The sequence below is a fragment of the Acinetobacter sp. V104_13 genome (assembly GCF_031798995.1).
In the GTDB taxonomy this organism is placed as follows: domain Bacteria; phylum Pseudomonadota; class Gammaproteobacteria; order Pseudomonadales; family Moraxellaceae; genus Acinetobacter; species Acinetobacter pittii.
This window is the reverse complement of record NZ_JAVQNP010000020.1, coordinates 102,504-121,834: the sequence shown is the minus strand read 5'-3', so window position 1 is coordinate 121,834 and position 19,331 is coordinate 102,504. Positions and strand designations below refer to the sequence as shown.

The window sequence follows — 19,331 nt, the reverse complement described above, 5'->3', positions numbered from 1 at the left end:
TTTTACTTTCCATTAAAAACCTAAGCATATTTAATTAGACAATTTTGAATATTAACTTTATAAAAAAACCAGCATTTAAGCTGGTCTTTTATAACATTTGAATTATATAAACTTATAGTTTTGGATCACGTACCTGCACAAGCGTCGTGTTCGCTTTTGCTAGGCTTTCCATGACTTTGCTCATTACAGTAGGAATCAAACTATCTGCCATTTGCGCTGCTTGTAAACCCAACTTTTCACCTAAGGTCGCTTTCTTACGTGTATTAATGACATACACATCATGTTGCGGCAATAAAGCTAATAAGTACTCATCAGATGTTTTTAATTTATCCACAAGGTTCAAATCTAGAGCATCTTCACCATACCAATGCTCACCTGTCGCTACCTTATCAACATTAAGCTGTGGGCGATATTTTTCAACAAAGTGCTTAAATAAAACATGAGTTTGTTGCAGTTCTTCTTCGAACTTCGCTTTACCTTCAGGCGTATTTTCACCAAACATAGTTACAGTACGCTTATACTGCCCTGCTGTGTAAAGCTCAAAATCCACATTGTGTTCTTTTAAAAGACGATTAAAGTTTGGAACTTGAGCAACCACACCTATTGAACCAACAATAGCAAACGGCGCTGCAATAATTTCATTTGCAATACATGCCATCATATAGCCGCCACTTGCAGCGACTTTATCAACACAAATTGTTAAATGAAAACCAGCATCACGCAAACGCACCAACTGAGCTGCTGCCAGACCATAGCCATGAACCATACCGCCTGGGCTTTCGAGACGAACTACAATACGGTCACGTCCTGCTTTAGCAGTTGCTAAAATCAGAGTAATTTCTTCACGCAAGTTTTCAACTGCCGAAGCTTGAATATCACCTTTGAAATCTAAAACAAAAATCTTCTGATTATTTTTACGGCGAATTTTAGCTTCTTTAGCAAGTTGTTGAGCTAATTGTAAAAGTTCTAAACGGCTTGCCGTAGTTTGCGCAATTTTTTTTCTCTGTTCATTGACACGTGCATTTAAATGGCTGACACGTATTTCCGCAGGGAGTTTAGGCAAATGGAATAACATAAAATTCTAAGCTCATAAGTTTATCTTTATAGCCTTAAGATGTGGTCCTTTTGACTAAAATTCAATAGCGATTTTGCAAAATAGAGTCATTTTCATTTATAAAATAAAAAAAAGAGCACGTGGCTCTTTTTCTTTTATTGTTTATTAATCAACCGAAGCGACCAGTAATATACGCTTCCGTTAACTGATGGTCAGGTTGAGTAAAGACTTTTTCAGTTGAGTTGACTTCAATTAAATCACCTAAATGGAAATAAGCAGTACGATCAGAAACACGTGCCGCTTGTTGCATTGAGTGAGTCACAATCACAATTGTGTATTGATTAGACAATTCAGAAATAAGTTCTTCTACTTTTGCTGTTGCAATTGGATCGAGTGCCGAACACGGCTCATCCATTAAAATCACTTCAGGACTAACAGCAATGGTACGTGCAATACATAAACGTTGTTGCTGACCACCTGATAAACCTGTACCTGGCTGGTTCAAACGGTCTTTAACCTCATCCCACAAACCAGCTTTGCGTAAACTATTTTCAACAATTTCTTCTAGGTCATATTTATCACGCGCTAATCCGTGAAGTTTAGGACCATAAGCCACGTTGTCAAAAATAGATTTAGGGAATGGGTTTGGCTTTTGGAACACCATACCAACCTGAGCACGCAATAATACAACGTCTAGATTTGGATCATAAATATTGTGGTTATCGAGGGTAATTTTACCTGTTACGCGGCAACCATCAATCGTATCGTTCATACGGTTTAACGTACGAAGAAACGTTGATTTACCACAACCTGAAGGACCAATAAATGCGATCACTTCATTTTGGTAAATATCTAGGTCAATACCCTTGATAGCTTCAAAATCACCATAATAAACATGGGCATCTTGTGCACTAATTTTGATTTCGTTTGAGTTCTGCTTTTTTGAAGTATGTGGTTCAAAATGCGAAACATACGAAGTGCCATGATTCAGCGATTTATTTGTAAATTGAGATTGTTCAGTATTCACTAACTTATCCTTTTCTAAGGAATTCGTAATATCAATAGTATTCATGATTTATCCTCTATTACCAACGCACTTCGAACTTTTTACGTAACCAAATTGCAAGACTGTTTAAACCAATCATTAATGCAAGTAGTACGATAATCGCAGCAGCAGTACGGCCTTCGAAGAAGTTACGCAACTCATTACCCTGCCATAAGTAGACCTGTACAGGTAAAGCAGTTGCTTGATCAAATGGAGTTGCTGGAATACTTGCAACGAATGCACTCATTCCAATTAAAAGTAAAGGTGCTGTTTCACCAAGCGCATGTGCAACACCAATAATTGCACCTGTCATAATGCCCGGTAATGCCAACGGTAAAACGTGATGGAAAATCGTTTGGAACTTAGAAGCTCCCAAACCAAGTGCCGCTTGTCGAATAGAAGGTGGCACTGCTTTTAATGAAGCACGCGTGGTAATGATGACTGTTGGTAGTGTCATTAAGCTTAAAACCAAACCACCCACCAACGGAGCTGATAAAGGCAAATGCATCCAGCCAATGAAAATTGCAGCACCCAGTAGACCAAATACAATTGAAGGAACAGCAGCAAGGTTATTGATGTTAACTTCAATAATGTCGGTCAGAACATTTTTTGGAGCAAACTCTTCGAGATAGATTGCGCTGGCAACACCAATTGGGATCGCAATGATGATCACGATGAGCATCATGAATAATGAACCCATGAATGCACCTGCAAGACCACTAATTGCTGGAGAACTACGAGAGTCAGGATTCTTAAATAAGTTCAAGTTAAATGTACTTTCAAGAACCCCTTTCGCCTTTAACTCATCTGCAAGCTTACGCACTTCTGGATCGAGTTGTTGCTGATCATCTGGTAATGAACGATCAATATTACCTTTTAACCAAACATCGACGTTCGCATCACCTAAGAAGGTAATGTTTTCTTTTTTACCAATGAGTGATGGATCTGCAAAAACCATATCACGAAGACGATAAGCTTCCGAGCTTGCATACAAGCTGCTTAGGTAGTCACGTTGTGATGCAAGTGCAGGATCTTTAGCAATCATTCCATTTACAATAATGCCATCCCAATCGACCATACCCATTTTAGTTTGCCAATCAACATAACGTTCTTGGTAATGTGCAGGTGTTTCACCTTGAGTACGTACAGGTACTGGCCCTGCATCAATCACTTTAGGGTCAAAGTAAATTGGAACATTCATACTGGTTTGCCAAAAAGCAGGTAAACCTTTTGCCAAAATACTACCGAACAAGAGAGCAACGAATGCAAGACCAATAATGACTGCCGAGAAACCCGCAAAACGGAAAGCTTTTTCTTTACGATGACGTTTAGCCAAAGATTTTTCAATAACCTGTTTACGTCGTTCACGTGTTTCGGCAGCAGTTTTCGGATCAAATACGTTCTGATCCATAGGAGACGATGTATTTGATGTACTCATTCGTATTGCTCACGGTATTTACGCACAATGTACAGTGCTACAATATTTAATCCCAAGGTAATAACAAATAGTGTTAAACCTAGCGCGAATGCAACCAATGCTTGTGGACTTGAGAAGTCTGTATCTCCAGTCAACTGTTTTACAATAGTTACTGTCACTGTCGAAACAGCTTCAAATGGATTTGCGTGTAAAAGTGGACTGTTCCCTGCTGCTAAAACCACAATCATGGTTTCCCCAACAGCACGAGAGACTGCCAATAAGAAAGCGCCTGTAATACCCGGTAAAGCTGCTGGTAATACAACTTGACGAATTGTCTCAGACTTAGTCGCACCAAGTCCTAAAGAACCGTCACGTAGTGCACGCGGGACTTGAGTAATAATGTCATCAGACAAAGATGACACAAACGGGATAATCATAATTCCCATTACAAAGCCAGCAGTTAAAGCACTCGTCGCATTAATCTCTAAACCAACATATGCACCCGCTGCTTTAAAGAATGGTCCAATAATCATCATGGCAAATACACCATAAACAATTGTTGGAATACCAGCTAAGACTTCAATTGTTGGTTTTGCCCATGAGCGGAACCATGGTGAAGCATATTCAGCTAAATAAATTGCGATCATTAATCCAACTGGTACAGCAACGAGTAGAGCGATACCACTGACCATGAGCGTCCCCCATAGCAATGGTAATAAACCATAACTGCCTTCAGCATTACCAGAAGTACTAAAGCCCGGATTCCATTCTGTACCAAAGAAAAAGTCCATTGGACTGACAAAACGGAAGAAGTGCATTGCTTCGCCAAACATCGACATTACGATACCGATGGTTGTTAAAATCGCAACACCAGAACATAAAATCAAACCAACATTAATGGCACGTTCAACTTGGTTACGAGCACGATATTGTTGGCTGATTTTTTTCTTTGCCCAAACCAATCCCAATAAAGCAGCACAAATTACAACAGCAAATTTGGCAAAAGAGCCAATGGTTTGAAATTTTGCAAACTGTTGAGCAGCAGCTAATTCGTAGGCTGCCGGTTTATCGCTCACCCCAAAACCTGAAGCAATTGATTGAACACGATCAACCAATACACTTCTACCCGCTTCATCAAGAGAAGCACTTACAGACGCCGGAATATTATTAAAAATAATATGATTTAAAATACTTGGTTCAACCAAGTTCCAAATGATCAAAATTAAAAAAGCAGGGATACCGCACCAAAGACCAACCAGTGCGCCATAATAACCAGGACGAGAATGTAACGTCGCCGAGTTGCTTCCCTTACCTGCTATGTTACGGCTCTTTCTCAGCCCAAGTTGATATGCAATTGCCACGAGGGCTAACAACACACCGATAAGTAGCAGATTCATGTACTCTCCACTGTTTTCTCAATTGTCATAATTTGGAAAAACAAGTTAGACAAAAAGGCTGATGAACTCTTAAGATCACCAGCCTTCATTCAAACTAACTTATTTAACAGTTTTACCTGCTTTAAAGTCAGCCAAAACTTTTGCACGTTCAGCATCAGACATCGCGATTAAACCATCACGCTCAGCTTTAGAACCTTTACCAGTTGCTTTCTTGCTTACGAAATATTCTACATATTGCGGTAAGCCTTTAACTGATTTTAAGTGTTCGCCTTTCACGTAGAAGTACAATGGGCGAGATACAGGGTATGTACCATTCAATACTGTCTTCTCAGATGGAACAACGTTGTTTACTGTTGCTACACGTAACTTGTCACGGTTCATGTCATAGAAACTTAAACCAAACACGCCTACAGCACTTGGAGAAGTTTTTAAGCGCGCTAATGTTTCTGTATAGTCGCCAGCGATTTCAATTACACGGCCATCTTTACGGAAAGTAGAACATGCTTTCTTCTGAGCATCTTTGTCTAAGCTCTTGAAGTATTCATATGCTTCACAACCAGCTTCAACCATTTTCTCTTGGAAAACTTCACGAGTACCGTGGTTAGATGCAGGGATTACAAGAGTAATAGGTTCATTTGGAAGTGTTTTATCAATTTGATTCCAGTTTGTATATGGGTTTGGAACCAATTTACCTTTTGAAGGTAACTGTGCAGCTAAAGCAGCAAACACATGGTAAGGTTTTAATTTATAAGCTGCTTTGTGTGAGTTAGACGCGAATACAATACCGTCATAACCAATTTTGATTTCTTGAATTTGTTTTACACCAGCTTTGTTACAAGCTTCGATTTCAGTGCTTTTAATTTTACGAGAAGCGTTAGCAACGTCGATCGTGTTATCGCCAACACCTTGACAGAATTGTTTCAAACCAGCAGAAGAACCGCCAGAACCAACTACAGGAGTTTTAAATTGAGGGAAAGTATTACCAAACTCTTCAGCTACAACGCTGGCAAATGGTAATACAGTTGAAGAACCAGCAATTTGAATCGTATCACGAGCTGCATTTGCAGTCGTTGTTACAGCTGCCCCAGTTACTGCTAACGCAATTGCGATTTGACGTGGATTTAAGCGCATTCTGTTCTCTCTCATTAATGCAATAGGTTGTACGTCACTTTTTGTTGAGTGCTTGTACGCTCTTCGATAGCTGCATTGTGAATAGAAAATATGACAATTAAGTTACAGTATGATGACGCTTTAATGATTTCGATATTGTTAACTGTCACATTAATATTTTTTATGTACTATCAATTAGTTATTTTAAATATAGAGATTATTTTATCCTCTCTATCAATCTATATTATGAAATTAACTAAAAATATTAAATTTTTATTTTTTATAAAATATAAAAACAAAAGGTATTATAAATATATTAAAAAACGGTAATTTAGTGATTTATTAATTTTATTATTTAAATATTTTCTGTCATTAAAATTATTATTAAAAATTTCTAGAAAAAAACAATTTCTTTGTAACATGAAAATAATATGACAAGAGATAAAGGGTTACCAACCTTAAGGCTGATAACCGCAATATCATTGTCAATTTAAAGGATCAATTCGATTGTACTTCTGGCAGAACAACCATTTTTTTACGATATTTTAAGAAGTACATCACAGCTAAAACAGCAAGCCAGATTGGTCCTAAAATAACTGCCAATCTCATATCTGGAGTCATTGCCATAATAATAAGAATAAAGCATACAAAGCTAATGGTTAAATAATTACTCCAAGGACTCATAATGCTTTGGAACTTAGTTTGGCGTCTTTGCAATTTCATTGCTTTAGTAAATTTCAAATGCGTCACTGAAATCATGAGCCAGTTAATGACAAGTGCAGCCACCACAAGCATCATGAAGAGCTGAAAAGCTTGACCAGGAATCAGATAATTCACGACCACACATATTGCTGTAATAGATGCAGAAACAACTGCTGCTGGAACCGGAATACCGCGACTGTTTACTTTTTTCAAAATTGCAGGAGCATTACCCTGCTCTGCCAAACCATGTAACATACGACTATTACAATAGATACAGCTGTTATAAACTGAAATAGCAGCAATCAAGACCACAAAGTTCAGAACGTTCGCAACACCGTTACTATTGAGTGACTGGAAAATCATAACAAATGGACTGCCGCCTTCTGCCACCATGTTCCATGGATAAAGACATAAAAGAATACCGATTGCACCGATATAAAAAATTAAAATACGGTACACAATCTGATTTACTGCTTTAGGAATAGTCGTTTCAGGTTTCTTCGTTTCAGCTGCAGCAATACCAATTAATTCCAATCCGCCAAATGCAAACATAATGACAGCTAAAGCCATGACAAAACCGTGAATCCCGTGCGGGAAGAAACCACCGTGTTGCCATAAATTTGCAACACCCGCTTGCGGACCTGCTGAGCCTGAAAGTAAAAGATAAGCACCGAAACCAATCATGCTTAAAATGGCAACAATTTTAATGCAGGAAAATAAGAACTCGGATTCCCCAAAAAAGCGAACATTTACCAAGTTAATGCCGTTAATTAAAATAAAGAAAAATAAAGCAGTCAGCCATGTCGGAATTTCAGGCCACCAAAACTGTATAAATGTCCCAATCGCACTCAATTCAGCCATACTGACGAGTACATACAATACCCAATAGTTCCAGCCAGACATAAAACCCGCCATTTTGCCCCAATACTTGTTCGCAAAATAACTAAAAGAACCACTGACCGGCTCTTCAACAACCATTTCACCTAAATGGCGCATAATTAAAAAGGCAATAATTCCTGCAATTGCATATCCTAATAAAATTGAAGGACCAGCCAATTTAATTGTTTGTGAAAGACCTAAGAATAATCCTGTACCTATCGCCCCTCCGAGTGCGATGAGTTGAATATGCCGATTGGATAAGCCTTGTTTTAACTCGTGCTTATTGTTTGCATCCATAACATTATCTCCAATGTTGGTGTCACTTCCTGTACACCTTTATTCAGCACCATATCCGAAGGCCAGAACCCGACCTTCGGAAATAAGTAGCTTTAATATGAGTCCATTTAATTTTTGAGAAGACTTGTCCTGTCTTCTATTTAAAAAGAGATTGCATCCTTACATTTAATCGGTTGGGAACGCTCCTTTAAAATTTCGTAACCGCGATCACCGTAGTCAAAACGAGCAATCACAGAAGCAAATTTTTTCAAACTTACCGGCGCATCCATTGCTGGTAGTTTTAATTCAATGAAAGTTAACTGATCATTTTGCTGAACGTTGTCTAAAACACTCTTAAGCTGTCCAGCGGTTTCAACAACATAAGTTGTATGGCCTTTTTTACCGTTAAATACCGCAGGAATTTCAGTGTATTTCCAGTTTTGCACGTCGTTATAGGCCGCGTTTTCACCCATAATTAAGCGCTCAATGGTGTAGCCACCGTTGTTCAGCAAGAAAATGATTGGTTTTAAACCATGACGAATAATCGTAGAAAGCTCTTGTACCGTAAGCTGGAATGAACCATCACCAATAAATAGAATTTGACGACGCTCAGGAGCAGCCAACAAACTACCAAGCAAAGCCGGTAAGGTGTAACCAATAGAACCCCAAAGCGGCTGAGCAATATATTTAGCTGTGGCAGGAAGTTTTATTCCTGACAAAGCAGAGTTTGATGTCCCCACTTCACCAATAATCACATCATCTTCTTTTAAGAACCCTGAAATGTAATTCCAAAGCACATCTTGGCTTAGCTTTTGCTGAGCTGGAGCTTCAATTACTTTCTGTGGTTGTTTTTCAAGAAGAGGTATTGTCGATTTACGTGGCGCAACTTTTTTATTTAGCTCGACAAGTAATTGTCCAATTTCAATACCCGGAAAATCCTGACCAAAAATATTCAAGCCATAAGATTTAATTTCGATGTAGTTCTTGGTCTCAATTTGATGCGTAAATACAGCTGAGCCTACATCGGTAAAGCGCGCGCCAACACCAATTAAACAGTCAGATTGTTCAATGATATTTTTTACATGCGGTTGGCTTGCCCCACCCACATAAGTTCCGATGTAACGAGGTGAGCCTTCATCCATAATATTTTTTGCAGTATTCATGCCTGCAAATGGAATTGAGCATTTTTGAGACAAATCATTTAAAAGTGAAGTTACACCAAAAACTGAAGCTTCATTATCAATAAGAAGTGCAGGACTTTGAGCATTCTCAATAATGTCACAAAGTTTGCTTACCACACTCTGCAATAATTCAGGTTCAACAGCTGGGTAGCTTAAGTCGAGCGGACGCTCAGATACTTCAATTTTAACGTGAGTAATATCGCCTGGTAGTTGAATGTGCACAGGACGGCGTTCAAGGAAACACTGACGTAATACACGGTCAATTTCAAAGGCTGCATTTGCTGGAGTTAAACGTGTTTGGGCAACTGTGAACTCTTTCATACAGTTCATAATATTGTCGTAGTTACCATCGACAAGCGTGTGATGTATTAGTGTGCCCTTTTGAACTGCATGTAAAGGCGGAATACCTGAGATATGAATAAGAGGTACATTTTCTGCATAGGCACCTGCAATACCATTAATCGCACTTAAGTCACCTACACCATAAGTGGTTGCCAACGCAGAAAAACCGTTAATTCGTGCATAACCGTCTGCTGCATAGGCAGCATTTAATTCATTACAATTTCCAATAAATTCGAGTTGTGGGTCTGCTTCAACTTGTTCTAGATATGAGAGGTTAAAATCACCAGGTACACCAAAAAGATGTTGGATACCCATTTGTTTTAAACGAAGATTTAAAAAGTCACCGATTTCTATGAACATTGCTCTATATCCTTTGAGACCAATTTTTATTCCATAGAAAAATAATATTTCATCTATCTTTTAGATTTCGTGCATAATGAAAACGCATTTTAATAAAAATACATGATTTGTGTATCATAAAAGGATTTTATGCAATGGATAAGTTCGACTGGCAAATCATTCAGGCACTACAAAAGAATGGACGGCTCACCAATCAGGAAATAGGAGATTTAATTGGTTTATCTGCTTCACAATGTTCAAGAAGAAGGCAGCTACTTGAGCAAAAGGGCATCATTCTAGGCTACACGGCACGCATCCAGCAGCAGGCGCTAGGACTGGAAGTTACAGCGATGATACATATTAATCTAAGAACACACGAGGCAAAATCACAGCAGGCTTTTCAAGAGCTCATTGAAGCTGAAGACAACATTCAGGACGCATTTTCAATTAGTGGTGATGCAGATTTTATTTTAAAAGTCGTTGCAGAAAACTTAGAACAGCTTTCTCAATTTGTGACTGAAAGATTACTTTCCTATAATTTTATTGGGCACATAAAGTCTTACATCGTTCTTAAAAAAATTAAAGAACAGAATCATTTTTTAATCAAACCTAAAAGCATGATCTATCATCACTCTCAATAAAATAACTCAGCTTTTCACTCTTAAAAGTGAAAATAAAAAGGCGGATACTAGATCCGCCTTAAAATTAATATTTAGACTTTACTGATATGAACCGTTTGCCCAATCGTATTTTCAAGCAAGCCTTCCAGACCAAACTCAGCACCTAAGCCTGACATTTTCCAGCCACCAAAAGGTGCATGAGGCAGGACTTCTGCATGGGTATTAATCCAAACAGTTCCGCATTGAAGCTGACTAGCATAAATCTGCGCTGCTTTAAGATCAGAAGACCAAATTGAGCCACCTAAACCAAATTCACTATCATTGGCACGAGCAATAGCATCGTTGATATCGGTATATTTTAAAACAGGTAACACTGGGCCAAATTGCTCTTCTTGTACCACACGACAAGAGTCAGAAACTTCAGTCAAAATAGTTGGTGCAATAAAGTAGCCCTGCTCTAATAGCTGCTGTTGCCCAGAAAGTGCTTTTGCTCCTTGAGAAATGGCATCGGCAATAAGTGCTTTCACTTTGTTATATTGCATTTGGTTTTGTACTGGACCAAATGTCGTAGAAGACGCCATTCCGTCACCCACAACTTGGGCATTGGCAATATCAGCTAACTTTTGAGTTAAAGCTTCATATTGGCTTTCATGCACATATAAGCGTTTTAATGCTGCGCATGTTTGGCCTGCATTTAAGAAAGCCATATTAAAAATCTTAGCTGCAATTTCATCGATATTTGCATCTGGTAATACAATACCTGCATCATTACCACCCAACTCTAAAGTTAAGTGTTTTAGCTGCTGAGCTGCACCAGCCATAATGTGTTGACCAGTTCGAGTTGAACCCGTAAATACAACTTTTTGCACATCTGGATGAGAAGATAATGCTTCGCCAATCTCACCAGCACCAACCACAATCGAAATTACACCAGCAGGAACTTCTTGCTGAATGATTTCACATAAACGCAAAGTTGAGAGTGGCGTGTATTCAGAAGGTTTACTAATGACCACGTTGCCCGCACGTAATGCAGGCATGATATGCCAAACCGCAATCATCAGTGGCCAGTTCCAAGGAGTAATTGAAGCTACTACTCCTAATGGTTGGCGATGGCGTTCAATGCGCTTGGTTTCACTGTCTTCAATTACTTCTACAGGCAAATCCATAGCAGCCGCGTAACGCGTCCAGCCAATTGCGCCCTGCACTTCCATTTGTGCAAGCGCGAGTGGCTTACCTTGTTCAAGCACAACCAGCTCCGCGAGCATTTCAGCATGCTTTTCAATGCCATCCGCAATCTTGTTTAAGATCGACTTACGTTCATCATGAGAAACTTGCTGCCAAGCTTTAGATGCTTGTTTAGCTGCACTCACTGCCTGATTTACCTGCGCAACCGAAGCTTTTGCACAACGTGCAGCAGTTAAACCTGTAGCGGGGTTAAGAATTTCTAGCTCGCCTTGCTCACCTGAACAAAGTTGACCGCCAATAATGAGTTTAAATTCATTGAGCATATTCGCTTGTTGCATTTCTTCTTCCTTGTCTTAATTGTAATTACAGCCACTTACTTTTTTTCAGTTAAAACGGGATTATTAAAGTAAGTACGATATTGATATATCAATGTGACCAAAAATATTGGGGACATACTAATACAATAAGAAATTTGCTCCCCATAAATCATGCATAATTATTTTTGTTTTGTGTAAATATGCATGATTTGTGCATGTATTCTTTTCTTCATACACAATTCAAATAAAAACAATCTGCAATAAAAAAGCCCGGTAATAAACCGAGCTTTTTTTGTTATCAACTCAATTAGTCGATTGGTGGTACATAGTTACCAGAAGCAATTGCATCTTTAATGCGGTCAGCTTCAGCCAATACTTGACCTAAAAGGTTTTTAACGTTTTCGAATGTCACAACAGGGCTTAATGTTGTCATTTTCAATGACTGTACATTACCAACTTTTGTTACACCGATATTTGCCTCACCACGTGCAAACAATTCGTCCGCTACGTTTTGGTTCAAGCTATCGATAAACTCAACTGGGTAGCCTTGTGGAACAACACGGAATAATACCGAAGCAAACTGAGGCTCAACTAAAAGTTCTAAACCATCAGTTGCCTTGATGTAATCTGCAACTTCACGAGTTAGTTTTACACCATGGTCAATCATTGAACCATAAAGGTCTTCACCTAGTGATTCAATTGTCATCCACAATTTCAATGCATCAAAACGACGAGTCGTTTGTAATGACTTAGACACAAGGTTTGGTACACCGTGCTCTTCGTCATAAGCAGAGTTCAAGTATTCAGCTTCGTAGTGCATGAAACGATAGTTCGCTTCATCTTTCAACAAGAACGCGCCACAGCTAATGCTTTGGAAATAATGCTTATGGAAGTCGAGAGTAATTGAGTCAGACAACTCAATACCATCAAGCATTGCACGGTAGTCATTTGACAGAATTAATGCACCGCCCCATGCCGCATCAATATGCATCCATGAACCATATTTATTGGTAATTTCACGGATTTTCTTCAATGGGTCAATTGCACCGGCATCAGTCGTACCTGCTGTCGCAACGACACAAGCAACAACTTTACCTTCAGACTGAAGATGCGCCATCGTTTTTTCGAGAGCATCTACATCCATCTGTGCATTTTCATTCACAGGAACAGTCACAACTGACTGGAAGCCCATGCCCATCATTGCCATGTTCTTTTGCACAGAGAAATGTGCATTTTCAGAACAAATGACTTTGACGTTTTTCATTGCATCGGCAGGAATACCATCACGCTGTACAGACCATGGATTACCATTTTCGTCTTTCCAGTTTTTCGAGATGCACCAGTCACGAGCAAGCAATACACCCATCAAGTTAGATTGAGTACCGCCAGAAGTGAAAACACCAGCCTGACCAGAACCATAACCTACTTTTTGACGCAACCAATCAATGAGCTGAACTTCCATTAATGAACCCGCCGGGCTTTGATCCCATGAGTCCATAGACTGGTTAGTTGCATTGATTAACACTTCCGCGATCTGGCTCATCACCATGGTTGGGCAGTGTAAATGTGCTAATGAATGTGGATGATGTACTTTCAAGCTTTTATTCAAGAAAAGCTCAATCATACGTTGAAGAGATTCTTGTACACCCATACCTTCTTTTGAAGGTTGGAAAGAAATTGCTGAACGCAATTCTTTAATGCTACCACCAGTGTACATCTTTTCATTTTGCAACCATGCTGAAACGGCTTTTACCGCTTCGCCCATTGCTGACTCATAGTCAGCAATGGATTGTGCATCATTGCAGAGTAACGCTTTACGATGTTCTGCAAAATCCACCATACTTATGCGCCTCGTACTGCAACCAATGCTTCTGCAATTGCTTTCTTAAAGCGAGCAACTACTTCAACACACTCGTCTTGAGTGATGATAAGCGGGCAAAGTAAACGAATTACTGTACCGTTACGACCACCTTTTTCAAGCAATAATTTATTGTTGAAACAAGCAGTTTGAATTGCAGCAGCTAATTGTGAGTCAGCAGGATGCGAACCAATACGATCAGCTGGTTTACGCTCGTCAACGATCTCAACACCGATCATTAAACCGCGACCACGTACGTTACCGATACATGGGAATTCTTGAGCTAATTTTTTAAATTCAGCTTGTAAGAAGTCACCACGCTCTTGCGCATTTTGAGCAAGATTTTGTTCGCTAATCGTTTTTAATACGACAAGACCAGTACCCATAGCAAGTTGGTTACCACGGAAAGTACCCGTGTGACCAGCAGGCTGCCAAGCATCAAATTTACGTTTAATACCTAATACTGCAAGTGGTAAACCACCACCTACTGCTTTAGACATTACAACAACATCAGGTTCAATACCTGCATGTTCAAATGCAAACATTTTGCCCGAACGTGCAAAGCCAGCTTGAACTTCATCTAAAATTAAAACGATGTTGTGCTTTTCAGTCACTTCACGGATTTTTTGCAACCATTTTACTGGAGCTGTAACTACGCCGCCTTCACCTTGAATCGCTTCAAGAATAACAGCAGCCGGTTTTGTTACACCGCTTTCTACATCTTCAATAAAGTTTTCAAAGTAGTAAGTTAAAGCGTCAACACCAGCTTCACCACCTAAACCAAGTGGGCAACGGTATTCATGCGGATATGGCATGAATTGTACGCCTGGCATTAAACCGTTAACTGCATTTTTTGCACTTAAGTTACCAGTCATAGCAAGCGCACCATGGGTCATACCATGATAACCGCCTGAGAAACTGATCACTGAGCTACGGCCAGTGTAAGTCTTAGCAAGTTTGATTGCTGCTTCAGTTGCGTCTGCACCTGCAGGACCACAAAACTGCAAGCAGTATTCTTCTTTACCACCAGGTAAATATGCTAACAATGCTTCAGTGAATGCATCTTTTAAAGGTGTGGTTAAGTCTAAAGTATGCAATGGCAAACCACTTGCCAATGTATCTTGAATACTTTGAATCACCGCAGGATGATTATGACCTAAAGCCAATGTACCTGCCCCAGCTAAACAATCAAGGTACTGTGTACCTTCAACATCAGTAACCCAGCATCCTTGTGCTTTCGCTATCGCTAACGGTAATTTACGTGGATAGCTACGAACATTTGATTCCATTTGACTTTGGCGAGTCAAATAATATTCGTTAGTAGCATTAGTGGCAGGGTTAACGGAAGTAACGCTCATATCGGATTACCATCTCTGATAGGGGTAGAAAGAAATAAGTCTGGTGACGATTGGTCCTTTGACTCGGTGCTTTATAGAACTAGTAAAGACACTTATTTTATATCTTGTAACTAGGAGCGCGATGATACCTAATTTTACAAGAAAAAAAACGTCTTTTATGTACTTTACTCATCTAATCTTATTGAAAAAATGTATCATCCCAATAGTTATGATGAATTATCATCATACTATGTGACAACCTAAAGAAAATATTCTTTTTTTATATTACTTTGATTTTTTAAGTTACATTGAAACACTTTAATTTTAAGTTTCTAATTTTTAAAGACTTTATATTTACCAAAATTTAAAAAAACCTGATCTGAATATTACAAATACGCCACAAAATCTGCAAAAGTTATGCATAAGTTATGTTTAACATTTCCTAATGAAAAAAATTAAATTTATATTAATTTTTAAAGGAAAAATTTATGCGTACTTTAGCCGTATCCACCCTTCTTTTAGGTTCTCTCCTTAGCCCTTTAGTTTTTGCTCAGGATGACAATGCTTTGAACTACAATATTGTAAATGTACAAGCGGAAGCTTCTCGCCAAGTTTCAAACGATGAAATGCATGCAACTTTATATATTGAAAAAAGTAACAAACAACCAGCCGAGCTTTCAAACCAAATTAATCAATTGATGAATCAAGCGCTTAGCGTTTCTCGCAAATATCCTCAAGTAAAAGTGGAAACTGGTGCTCAAAGTACTTACCCAATTTACGATAACGATAGCAATAAGTTAAAAGAATGGCGTGGCCGTGCTGAAATCCGTCTTGAAAGTAAAGACTTTAAAGCCGCTAGCCAGTTAGTAAACGAGTTACAGCAAAACTTCCAAACTCAATCAATTAACTTTACGGTTTCTGATGAGCAACGTAAAAAAGTTGAAAATGAGTTGATGGTAGAAGCCTCTAAAAACTTCCAACAACGTGCTCAAATGTTGACCCAAGCTTGGAATAAAAACCAATATACTTTGGTCACTCTAAACTTGAACACGAATAACTATTTCCCTCAACCTGTAATGCGTGCCAGCATGGCTAAATATGCTATGGCCGAAGCTGCACCAGCTCAAGACATGGCAGCTGGTGAGTCTAAAATTACTGTGAATGCAAACGGTTCAATTCAGTTTAAATAATTTGTTTCTCTAAAAAAAAAGCCCTGAACTCATCAGGGCTTTTTTTGACTTATTTTTTAAAAGGTAAAGCATATTTAAAGATACGGCCTACCACCTGTCCAAACTGTTTAGCCAGACTCGCGTTGTTATAATTTAGACCATATTTTTTACATACAGCTTCAACTTTTGGAGCCATTTGGCGATAACGGCGCGCTGGGATATCAGGGAATAAATGGTGCTCAATCTGATGGCTCAAATGTCCGCTTAAAATATGTAATGCTTCTGAACCTTTCAAATTAGAAGAACCACGAATCTGGCGCATATACCAGTGACCACGGCTTTCTTCTTGTAAAACAGACTTTGGAAATACTTCTGCATCTTTTGTGAAGTGACCACAGAAAATAATCGTAAACGTCCAGATATTACGAAGACCATTTGCAACCAAATTACCAGTGAATACAGGTAAAGCTGCTGGACCTGCAATTAAAGGGAAGAAAACATAGTCTTTAAAAAGTTGTTTTCCAATCTTTTTATTAACAGGTTTTAACTCTTCCAAGAATTTTGCCATGCTCTTACGTTTATAAAGGACACGTCCAATTTCAAGATTCTGAATAGCTACGCCCCATTGGAACAATAAACAGAATGGGATGCTATAAACAGGTTGAAGTAAGAAACCCGGCTTCCAGCGTTGCTCTGGGAATAAACGAAGTAAACCGTAACCGATGTCATCATCAATACCTTTAATGTTGGTATAGGTGTGATGTTTATAGTTATGAGTTTGGCGCCAGTTATCAGAAGTACCGACAGTATCCCACTCGTAAGTTTGACCATTAAATTTAGGATCGTTCATCCAGTCATATTGACCGTGCATTACGTTATGACCGAGTTCCATGTTTTCCATAATTTTAGAGAAGCCTAATAGGCCTGTTCCTAAAATCCACGCTGGTGGGAACCAGCCTGCAAACAAACATGCACGACCTAAAAAGCTACTATAACGAATCGCAGCATAAACACGGCGGATATATTTAGCATCTTTCTCACCCAAATCATCCAATACCTCTTGCTTGATCTGATCGAGCTCTTTTGCAAATGCATCAAGTTCTGCTGGAGTCAAATCTCGATTTTTAGGATTTTTAAAATATTCGACTTTCACTGGCATATTCATAAGAGTTCTCTCTTAAAGATCAATAACTAGATCGGATTTTGCTGAGTTCACACAAATTTTGAGTAATTGGCTTGGTTCAGTGTTTTCACTACCGTTAAGTAAATTACGTGTTGAACCTTGTGATTTATTACAAACACATTTATTACAAATTCCCATACGGCAACCATGAGTTGGTTTAAGACCTTCATGTTCAAGGCTAACCAGAATTGACTGGCCTTTAGGAATTGCAATTACCTTATTAGACTGGGTTAATGTGACATTCACATAACCAATATCATCAGCAGAGCTTTCATTTGTTAAGCTAAATGCTTCTGTTAAAACGGCTGGAGCTTTTTCAAAAAGTTGCTCAACAGTCGCCACAAAACCAGAAGGTCCACACGCATAAATTGTGCTGTTTTCTACATCATCAACTAAAGCTAAATGCTCTGCATTTAAACGTTCATCATTTGGGGTTTCTTTTGTATAGAAAACCTGATAATTAAAGTTCGGATATTGCTGCGCAACTTTTTCAAAGTATTCAACAAAAGCTGCATCTGAACGTTGTTTCACCCAATATAAAAGTTGCACCTGAACTTTATCTAACTGCTGGCTTTGTTTAATCGCAGTAATCAAGCTCAACATTGGGGTAATACCACTACCCGCAGCCAACATAATTAAATTCGGTGTTTTGATGTTTTGTTGCATGTCACCATAAGGTTGACCAAGCTCAAAAACATCACCGATTTTGCTTTCAGAAATAAACCAATTACTCACGATACCATCAGCAACTTTTTTAACTGTTAAACATAAGTGCTGAGCATCAATTTGCGTCAAACTATAAGTACGTTCATAGCGACGACCAGCAATTTCTACAATCACAGGATGATGCTGGCCTGCAACGCCCATTTTTACTAAGCGGTTGCATTTTAGCGTCAGGCTCACCATGTCATGAGCGACAAATTCTTTTTTTACAATTTGAACAAGTCCGTGCTTTACAGACCATAAAGGATTAACTTTTTGTAGCCAGAAATTAGCCATTTCTTTATCAAAGATGGCTTGTGTCAATGAATTGAATAGAGAATTTCTCTTTTCGATTGCTTGCATAATTGAAGGCTCTGTCGCTCTTTTTTAATTATTATACACATGTATATATATTTGTATATACACCCGTACTTTTAATTACAATTTCACAAGTTCAGCTTCTAAGGCTATAATCCTGAGAGTTTACAAATATATTGAACAGCATGATCCAATCTTCACTTTCTCAGAACCTGAATGACACACCTCAACAACAAGATGTCATTGAAATTAAAACAGCTACGCGTTCTGTTGGAAGAAAAGCGACAATTACTAAAGAAGAACTTTTTCAGGCCGCTTTAAACCTTATTGGTCCGCAAAAAAGTATTGCTTCATTGAGTTTACGAGAAGTAGCTCGAGAAGCAGGAATTGCGCCAAATAGTTTCTATCGACATTTTAAAGATATTGATGAATTAGCAATTTCTCTAATTGACCGCGCAGGTATCGTTTTACGTAAAATTATCCGTCAGGCTCGCCTACGTGCTTCTTTACAAGAAAGTATTATTCGTAGTTCTGTCGATATTTTCCTTCAACAACTCGATGCCGATGAAGGTAATTTAAGTTTATTACTACGTGAAAGTTTTACAGGTTCTGCTTCTTATAAGGCTGCCGTAGACCGCCAGCTCAACTTTTTTCAGCAAGAGCTACAAGAAGATTTAATTCGTCTTGAACGGTTAAATAACAATCACCTGTATCACCCAGACCTTGTTGCAAAAGCAATTACTCAACTTGTGTTTCACATGGGTGCTAAAGTGATTGATTTACCGATCAATCAACGTGCAGAAGTTGCTGAACAAACCATGATTATGATTCGGATGATTTTAGAAGGCGCACGTCATTTAGATGAAGCAAAAATTCGCTAAAATGATCTAATAAATGGCT

Annotated in this window: 15 protein-coding genes; 3 read left to right on the top strand and 12 right to left on the bottom strand. The window is 38.7% G+C overall.

Features of this window, described 5'->3' with window-relative positions:
* Nucleotides 1–112: 112 nt before the first annotated feature.
* From sohB to RMB06_RS05250, 7 genes are all read right to left on the bottom strand, one after another.
* Nucleotides 113–1,075, bottom strand: coding sequence for a protease SohB (sohB, locus tag RMB06_RS05280; protein ID WP_032035864.1), 963 nt, complete (start codon nt 1,073–1,075; stop codon nt 113–115).
* Nucleotides 1,076–1,223: 148 nt separating this feature from the next.
* On the bottom strand, nt 1,224–2,126 hold the full coding sequence (pstB, locus tag RMB06_RS05275) for a phosphate ABC transporter ATP-binding protein PstB (RefSeq protein WP_233733077.1): 903 nt from the start codon (nt 2,124–2,126) through the stop codon (nt 1,224–1,226).
* Nucleotides 2,127–2,139: 13 nt separating this feature from the next.
* Complete coding sequence (pstA, locus tag RMB06_RS05270) at nt 2,140–3,537, bottom strand: phosphate ABC transporter permease PstA (RefSeq protein WP_005073268.1); 1,398 nt, start codon at nt 3,535–3,537, stop codon at nt 2,140–2,142.
* On the bottom strand, nt 3,534–4,913 hold the full coding sequence (pstC, locus tag RMB06_RS05265) for a phosphate ABC transporter permease subunit PstC (RefSeq protein WP_002119004.1): 1,380 nt from the start codon (nt 4,911–4,913) through the stop codon (nt 3,534–3,536). The genes pstA and pstC overlap by 4 nt, the downstream gene beginning before the upstream one ends.
* A 99-nt stretch (nt 4,914–5,012) precedes the next feature.
* Nucleotides 5,013–6,044, bottom strand: a complete 1,032-nt coding sequence (locus tag RMB06_RS05260) for a substrate-binding domain-containing protein (RefSeq protein WP_002118975.1) — start codon at nt 6,042–6,044, stop codon at nt 5,013–5,015.
* Between the two features lie 477 nt (nt 6,045–6,521).
* Nucleotides 6,522–7,901 carry an amino acid permease gene (locus RMB06_RS05255; RefSeq protein ID WP_014207315.1) on the bottom strand — a complete coding sequence of 460 codons (1,380 nt, stop codon included), beginning with the start codon at nt 7,899–7,901 and terminating at the stop codon, nt 6,522–6,524.
* A 140-nt stretch (nt 7,902–8,041) separates the two neighbouring features.
* Nucleotides 8,042–9,763 carry a thiamine pyrophosphate-binding protein gene (locus tag RMB06_RS05250; RefSeq protein WP_311078656.1) on the bottom strand — a complete coding sequence of 574 codons (1,722 nt, stop codon included), beginning with the start codon at nt 9,761–9,763 and terminating at the stop codon, nt 8,042–8,044.
* 134 nt (nt 9,764–9,897) lie between these two features.
* Between RMB06_RS05250 and RMB06_RS05245 the strand changes: the two genes are divergently transcribed.
* Nucleotides 9,898–10,383, top strand: a complete 486-nt coding sequence (locus RMB06_RS05245) for an Lrp/AsnC family transcriptional regulator (protein WP_311078655.1) — start codon at nt 9,898–9,900, stop codon at nt 10,381–10,383.
* A 71-nt stretch (nt 10,384–10,454) separates the two neighbouring features.
* On the opposite strand, the gene RMB06_RS05240 is transcribed toward RMB06_RS05245, so the two are convergent.
* The 3 genes from RMB06_RS05240 to RMB06_RS05230 form a co-directional block, all read right to left on the bottom strand.
* A complete protein-coding gene (locus RMB06_RS05240) occupies nt 10,455–11,885 on the bottom strand; it encodes an aldehyde dehydrogenase family protein (protein ID WP_311078654.1) in 1,431 nt (476 codons plus the stop codon).
* Between the two features lie 286 nt (nt 11,886–12,171).
* The gene (locus RMB06_RS05235; RefSeq protein WP_002118849.1) at nt 12,172–13,704 is read right to left on the bottom strand and encodes an aspartate aminotransferase family protein; all 1,533 of its coding nucleotides are present in this window, start codon (nt 13,702–13,704) and stop codon (nt 12,172–12,174) included.
* A gap of 2 nt (nt 13,705–13,706) precedes the next feature.
* On the bottom strand, nt 13,707–15,080 hold the full coding sequence (locus tag RMB06_RS05230; protein WP_002118718.1) for a diaminobutyrate--2-oxoglutarate transaminase: 1,374 nt from the start codon (nt 15,078–15,080) through the stop codon (nt 13,707–13,709).
* A gap of 467 nt (nt 15,081–15,547) precedes the next feature.
* Between RMB06_RS05230 and RMB06_RS05225 the strand changes: the two genes are divergently transcribed.
* Nucleotides 15,548–16,249 carry an SIMPL domain-containing protein gene (locus tag RMB06_RS05225; RefSeq protein ID WP_262460595.1) on the top strand — a complete coding sequence of 234 codons (702 nt, stop codon included), beginning with the start codon at nt 15,548–15,550 and terminating at the stop codon, nt 16,247–16,249.
* A gap of 49 nt (nt 16,250–16,298) precedes the next feature.
* Here the strand turns inward: RMB06_RS05225 and RMB06_RS05220 are convergent, their stop codons facing one another.
* Together RMB06_RS05220 and RMB06_RS05215 are read right to left on the bottom strand one after the other, a co-directional pair.
* Nucleotides 16,299–17,393, bottom strand: coding sequence for an acyl-CoA desaturase (locus tag RMB06_RS05220; RefSeq protein WP_002118415.1), 1,095 nt, complete (start codon nt 17,391–17,393; stop codon nt 16,299–16,301).
* Between the two features lie 12 nt (nt 17,394–17,405).
* Entirely contained in the window at nt 17,406–18,476 is a 1,071-nt protein-coding gene (locus tag RMB06_RS05215; protein WP_311078652.1) for a ferredoxin reductase, read from the bottom strand.
* Nucleotides 18,477–18,616: 140 nt separating this feature from the next.
* Here RMB06_RS05215 and fabR point away from each other — a divergent pair, with 140 nt between their 5' ends.
* Entirely contained in the window at nt 18,617–19,312 is a 696-nt protein-coding gene (gene fabR / locus RMB06_RS05210; protein WP_311078651.1) for an HTH-type transcriptional repressor FabR, read from the top strand.
* The last annotated feature ends 19 nt before the right edge of the window (nt 19,313–19,331 follow it).

Coding starts and splice junctions, on each gene's coding strand:
- sohB (WP_032035864.1), bottom strand. CDS start 1,075: ATGTTATTCCATTTGCCTAAACTCCCTGCGGAAATACGTGTCAGCCAT.
- pstB (WP_233733077.1), bottom strand. CDS start 2,126: ATGAATACTATTGATATTACGAATTCCTTAGAAAAGGATAAGTTAGTG.
- pstA (WP_005073268.1), bottom strand. CDS start 3,537: ATGAGTACATCAAATACATCGTCTCCTATGGATCAGAACGTATTTGAT.
- pstC (WP_002119004.1), bottom strand. CDS start 4,913: ATGAATCTGCTACTTATCGGTGTGTTGTTAGCCCTCGTGGCAATTGCA.
- RMB06_RS05260 (WP_002118975.1), bottom strand. CDS start 6,044: ATGCGCTTAAATCCACGTCAAATCGCAATTGCGTTAGCAGTAACTGGG.
- RMB06_RS05255 (WP_014207315.1), bottom strand. CDS start 7,901: ATGGATGCAAACAATAAGCACGAGTTAAAACAAGGCTTATCCAATCGG.
- RMB06_RS05250 (WP_311078656.1), bottom strand. CDS start 9,763: ATGTTCATAGAAATCGGTGACTTTTTAAATCTTCGTTTAAAACAAATG.
- RMB06_RS05245 (WP_311078655.1), top strand. CDS start 9,898: ATGGATAAGTTCGACTGGCAAATCATTCAGGCACTACAAAAGAATGGA.
- RMB06_RS05240 (WP_311078654.1), bottom strand. CDS start 11,885: ATGCAACAAGCGAATATGCTCAATGAATTTAAACTCATTATTGGCGGT.
- RMB06_RS05235 (WP_002118849.1), bottom strand. CDS start 13,704: ATGGTGGATTTTGCAGAACATCGTAAAGCGTTACTCTGCAATGATGCA.
- RMB06_RS05230 (WP_002118718.1), bottom strand. CDS start 15,080: ATGAGCGTTACTTCCGTTAACCCTGCCACTAATGCTACTAACGAATAT.
- RMB06_RS05225 (WP_262460595.1), top strand. CDS start 15,548: ATGCGTACTTTAGCCGTATCCACCCTTCTTTTAGGTTCTCTCCTTAGC.
- RMB06_RS05220 (WP_002118415.1), bottom strand. CDS start 17,393: ATGAATATGCCAGTGAAAGTCGAATATTTTAAAAATCCTAAAAATCGA.
- RMB06_RS05215 (WP_311078652.1), bottom strand. CDS start 18,476: ATGCAAGCAATCGAAAAGAGAAATTCTCTATTCAATTCATTGACACAA.
- fabR (WP_311078651.1), top strand. CDS start 18,617: ATGATCCAATCTTCACTTTCTCAGAACCTGAATGACACACCTCAACAA.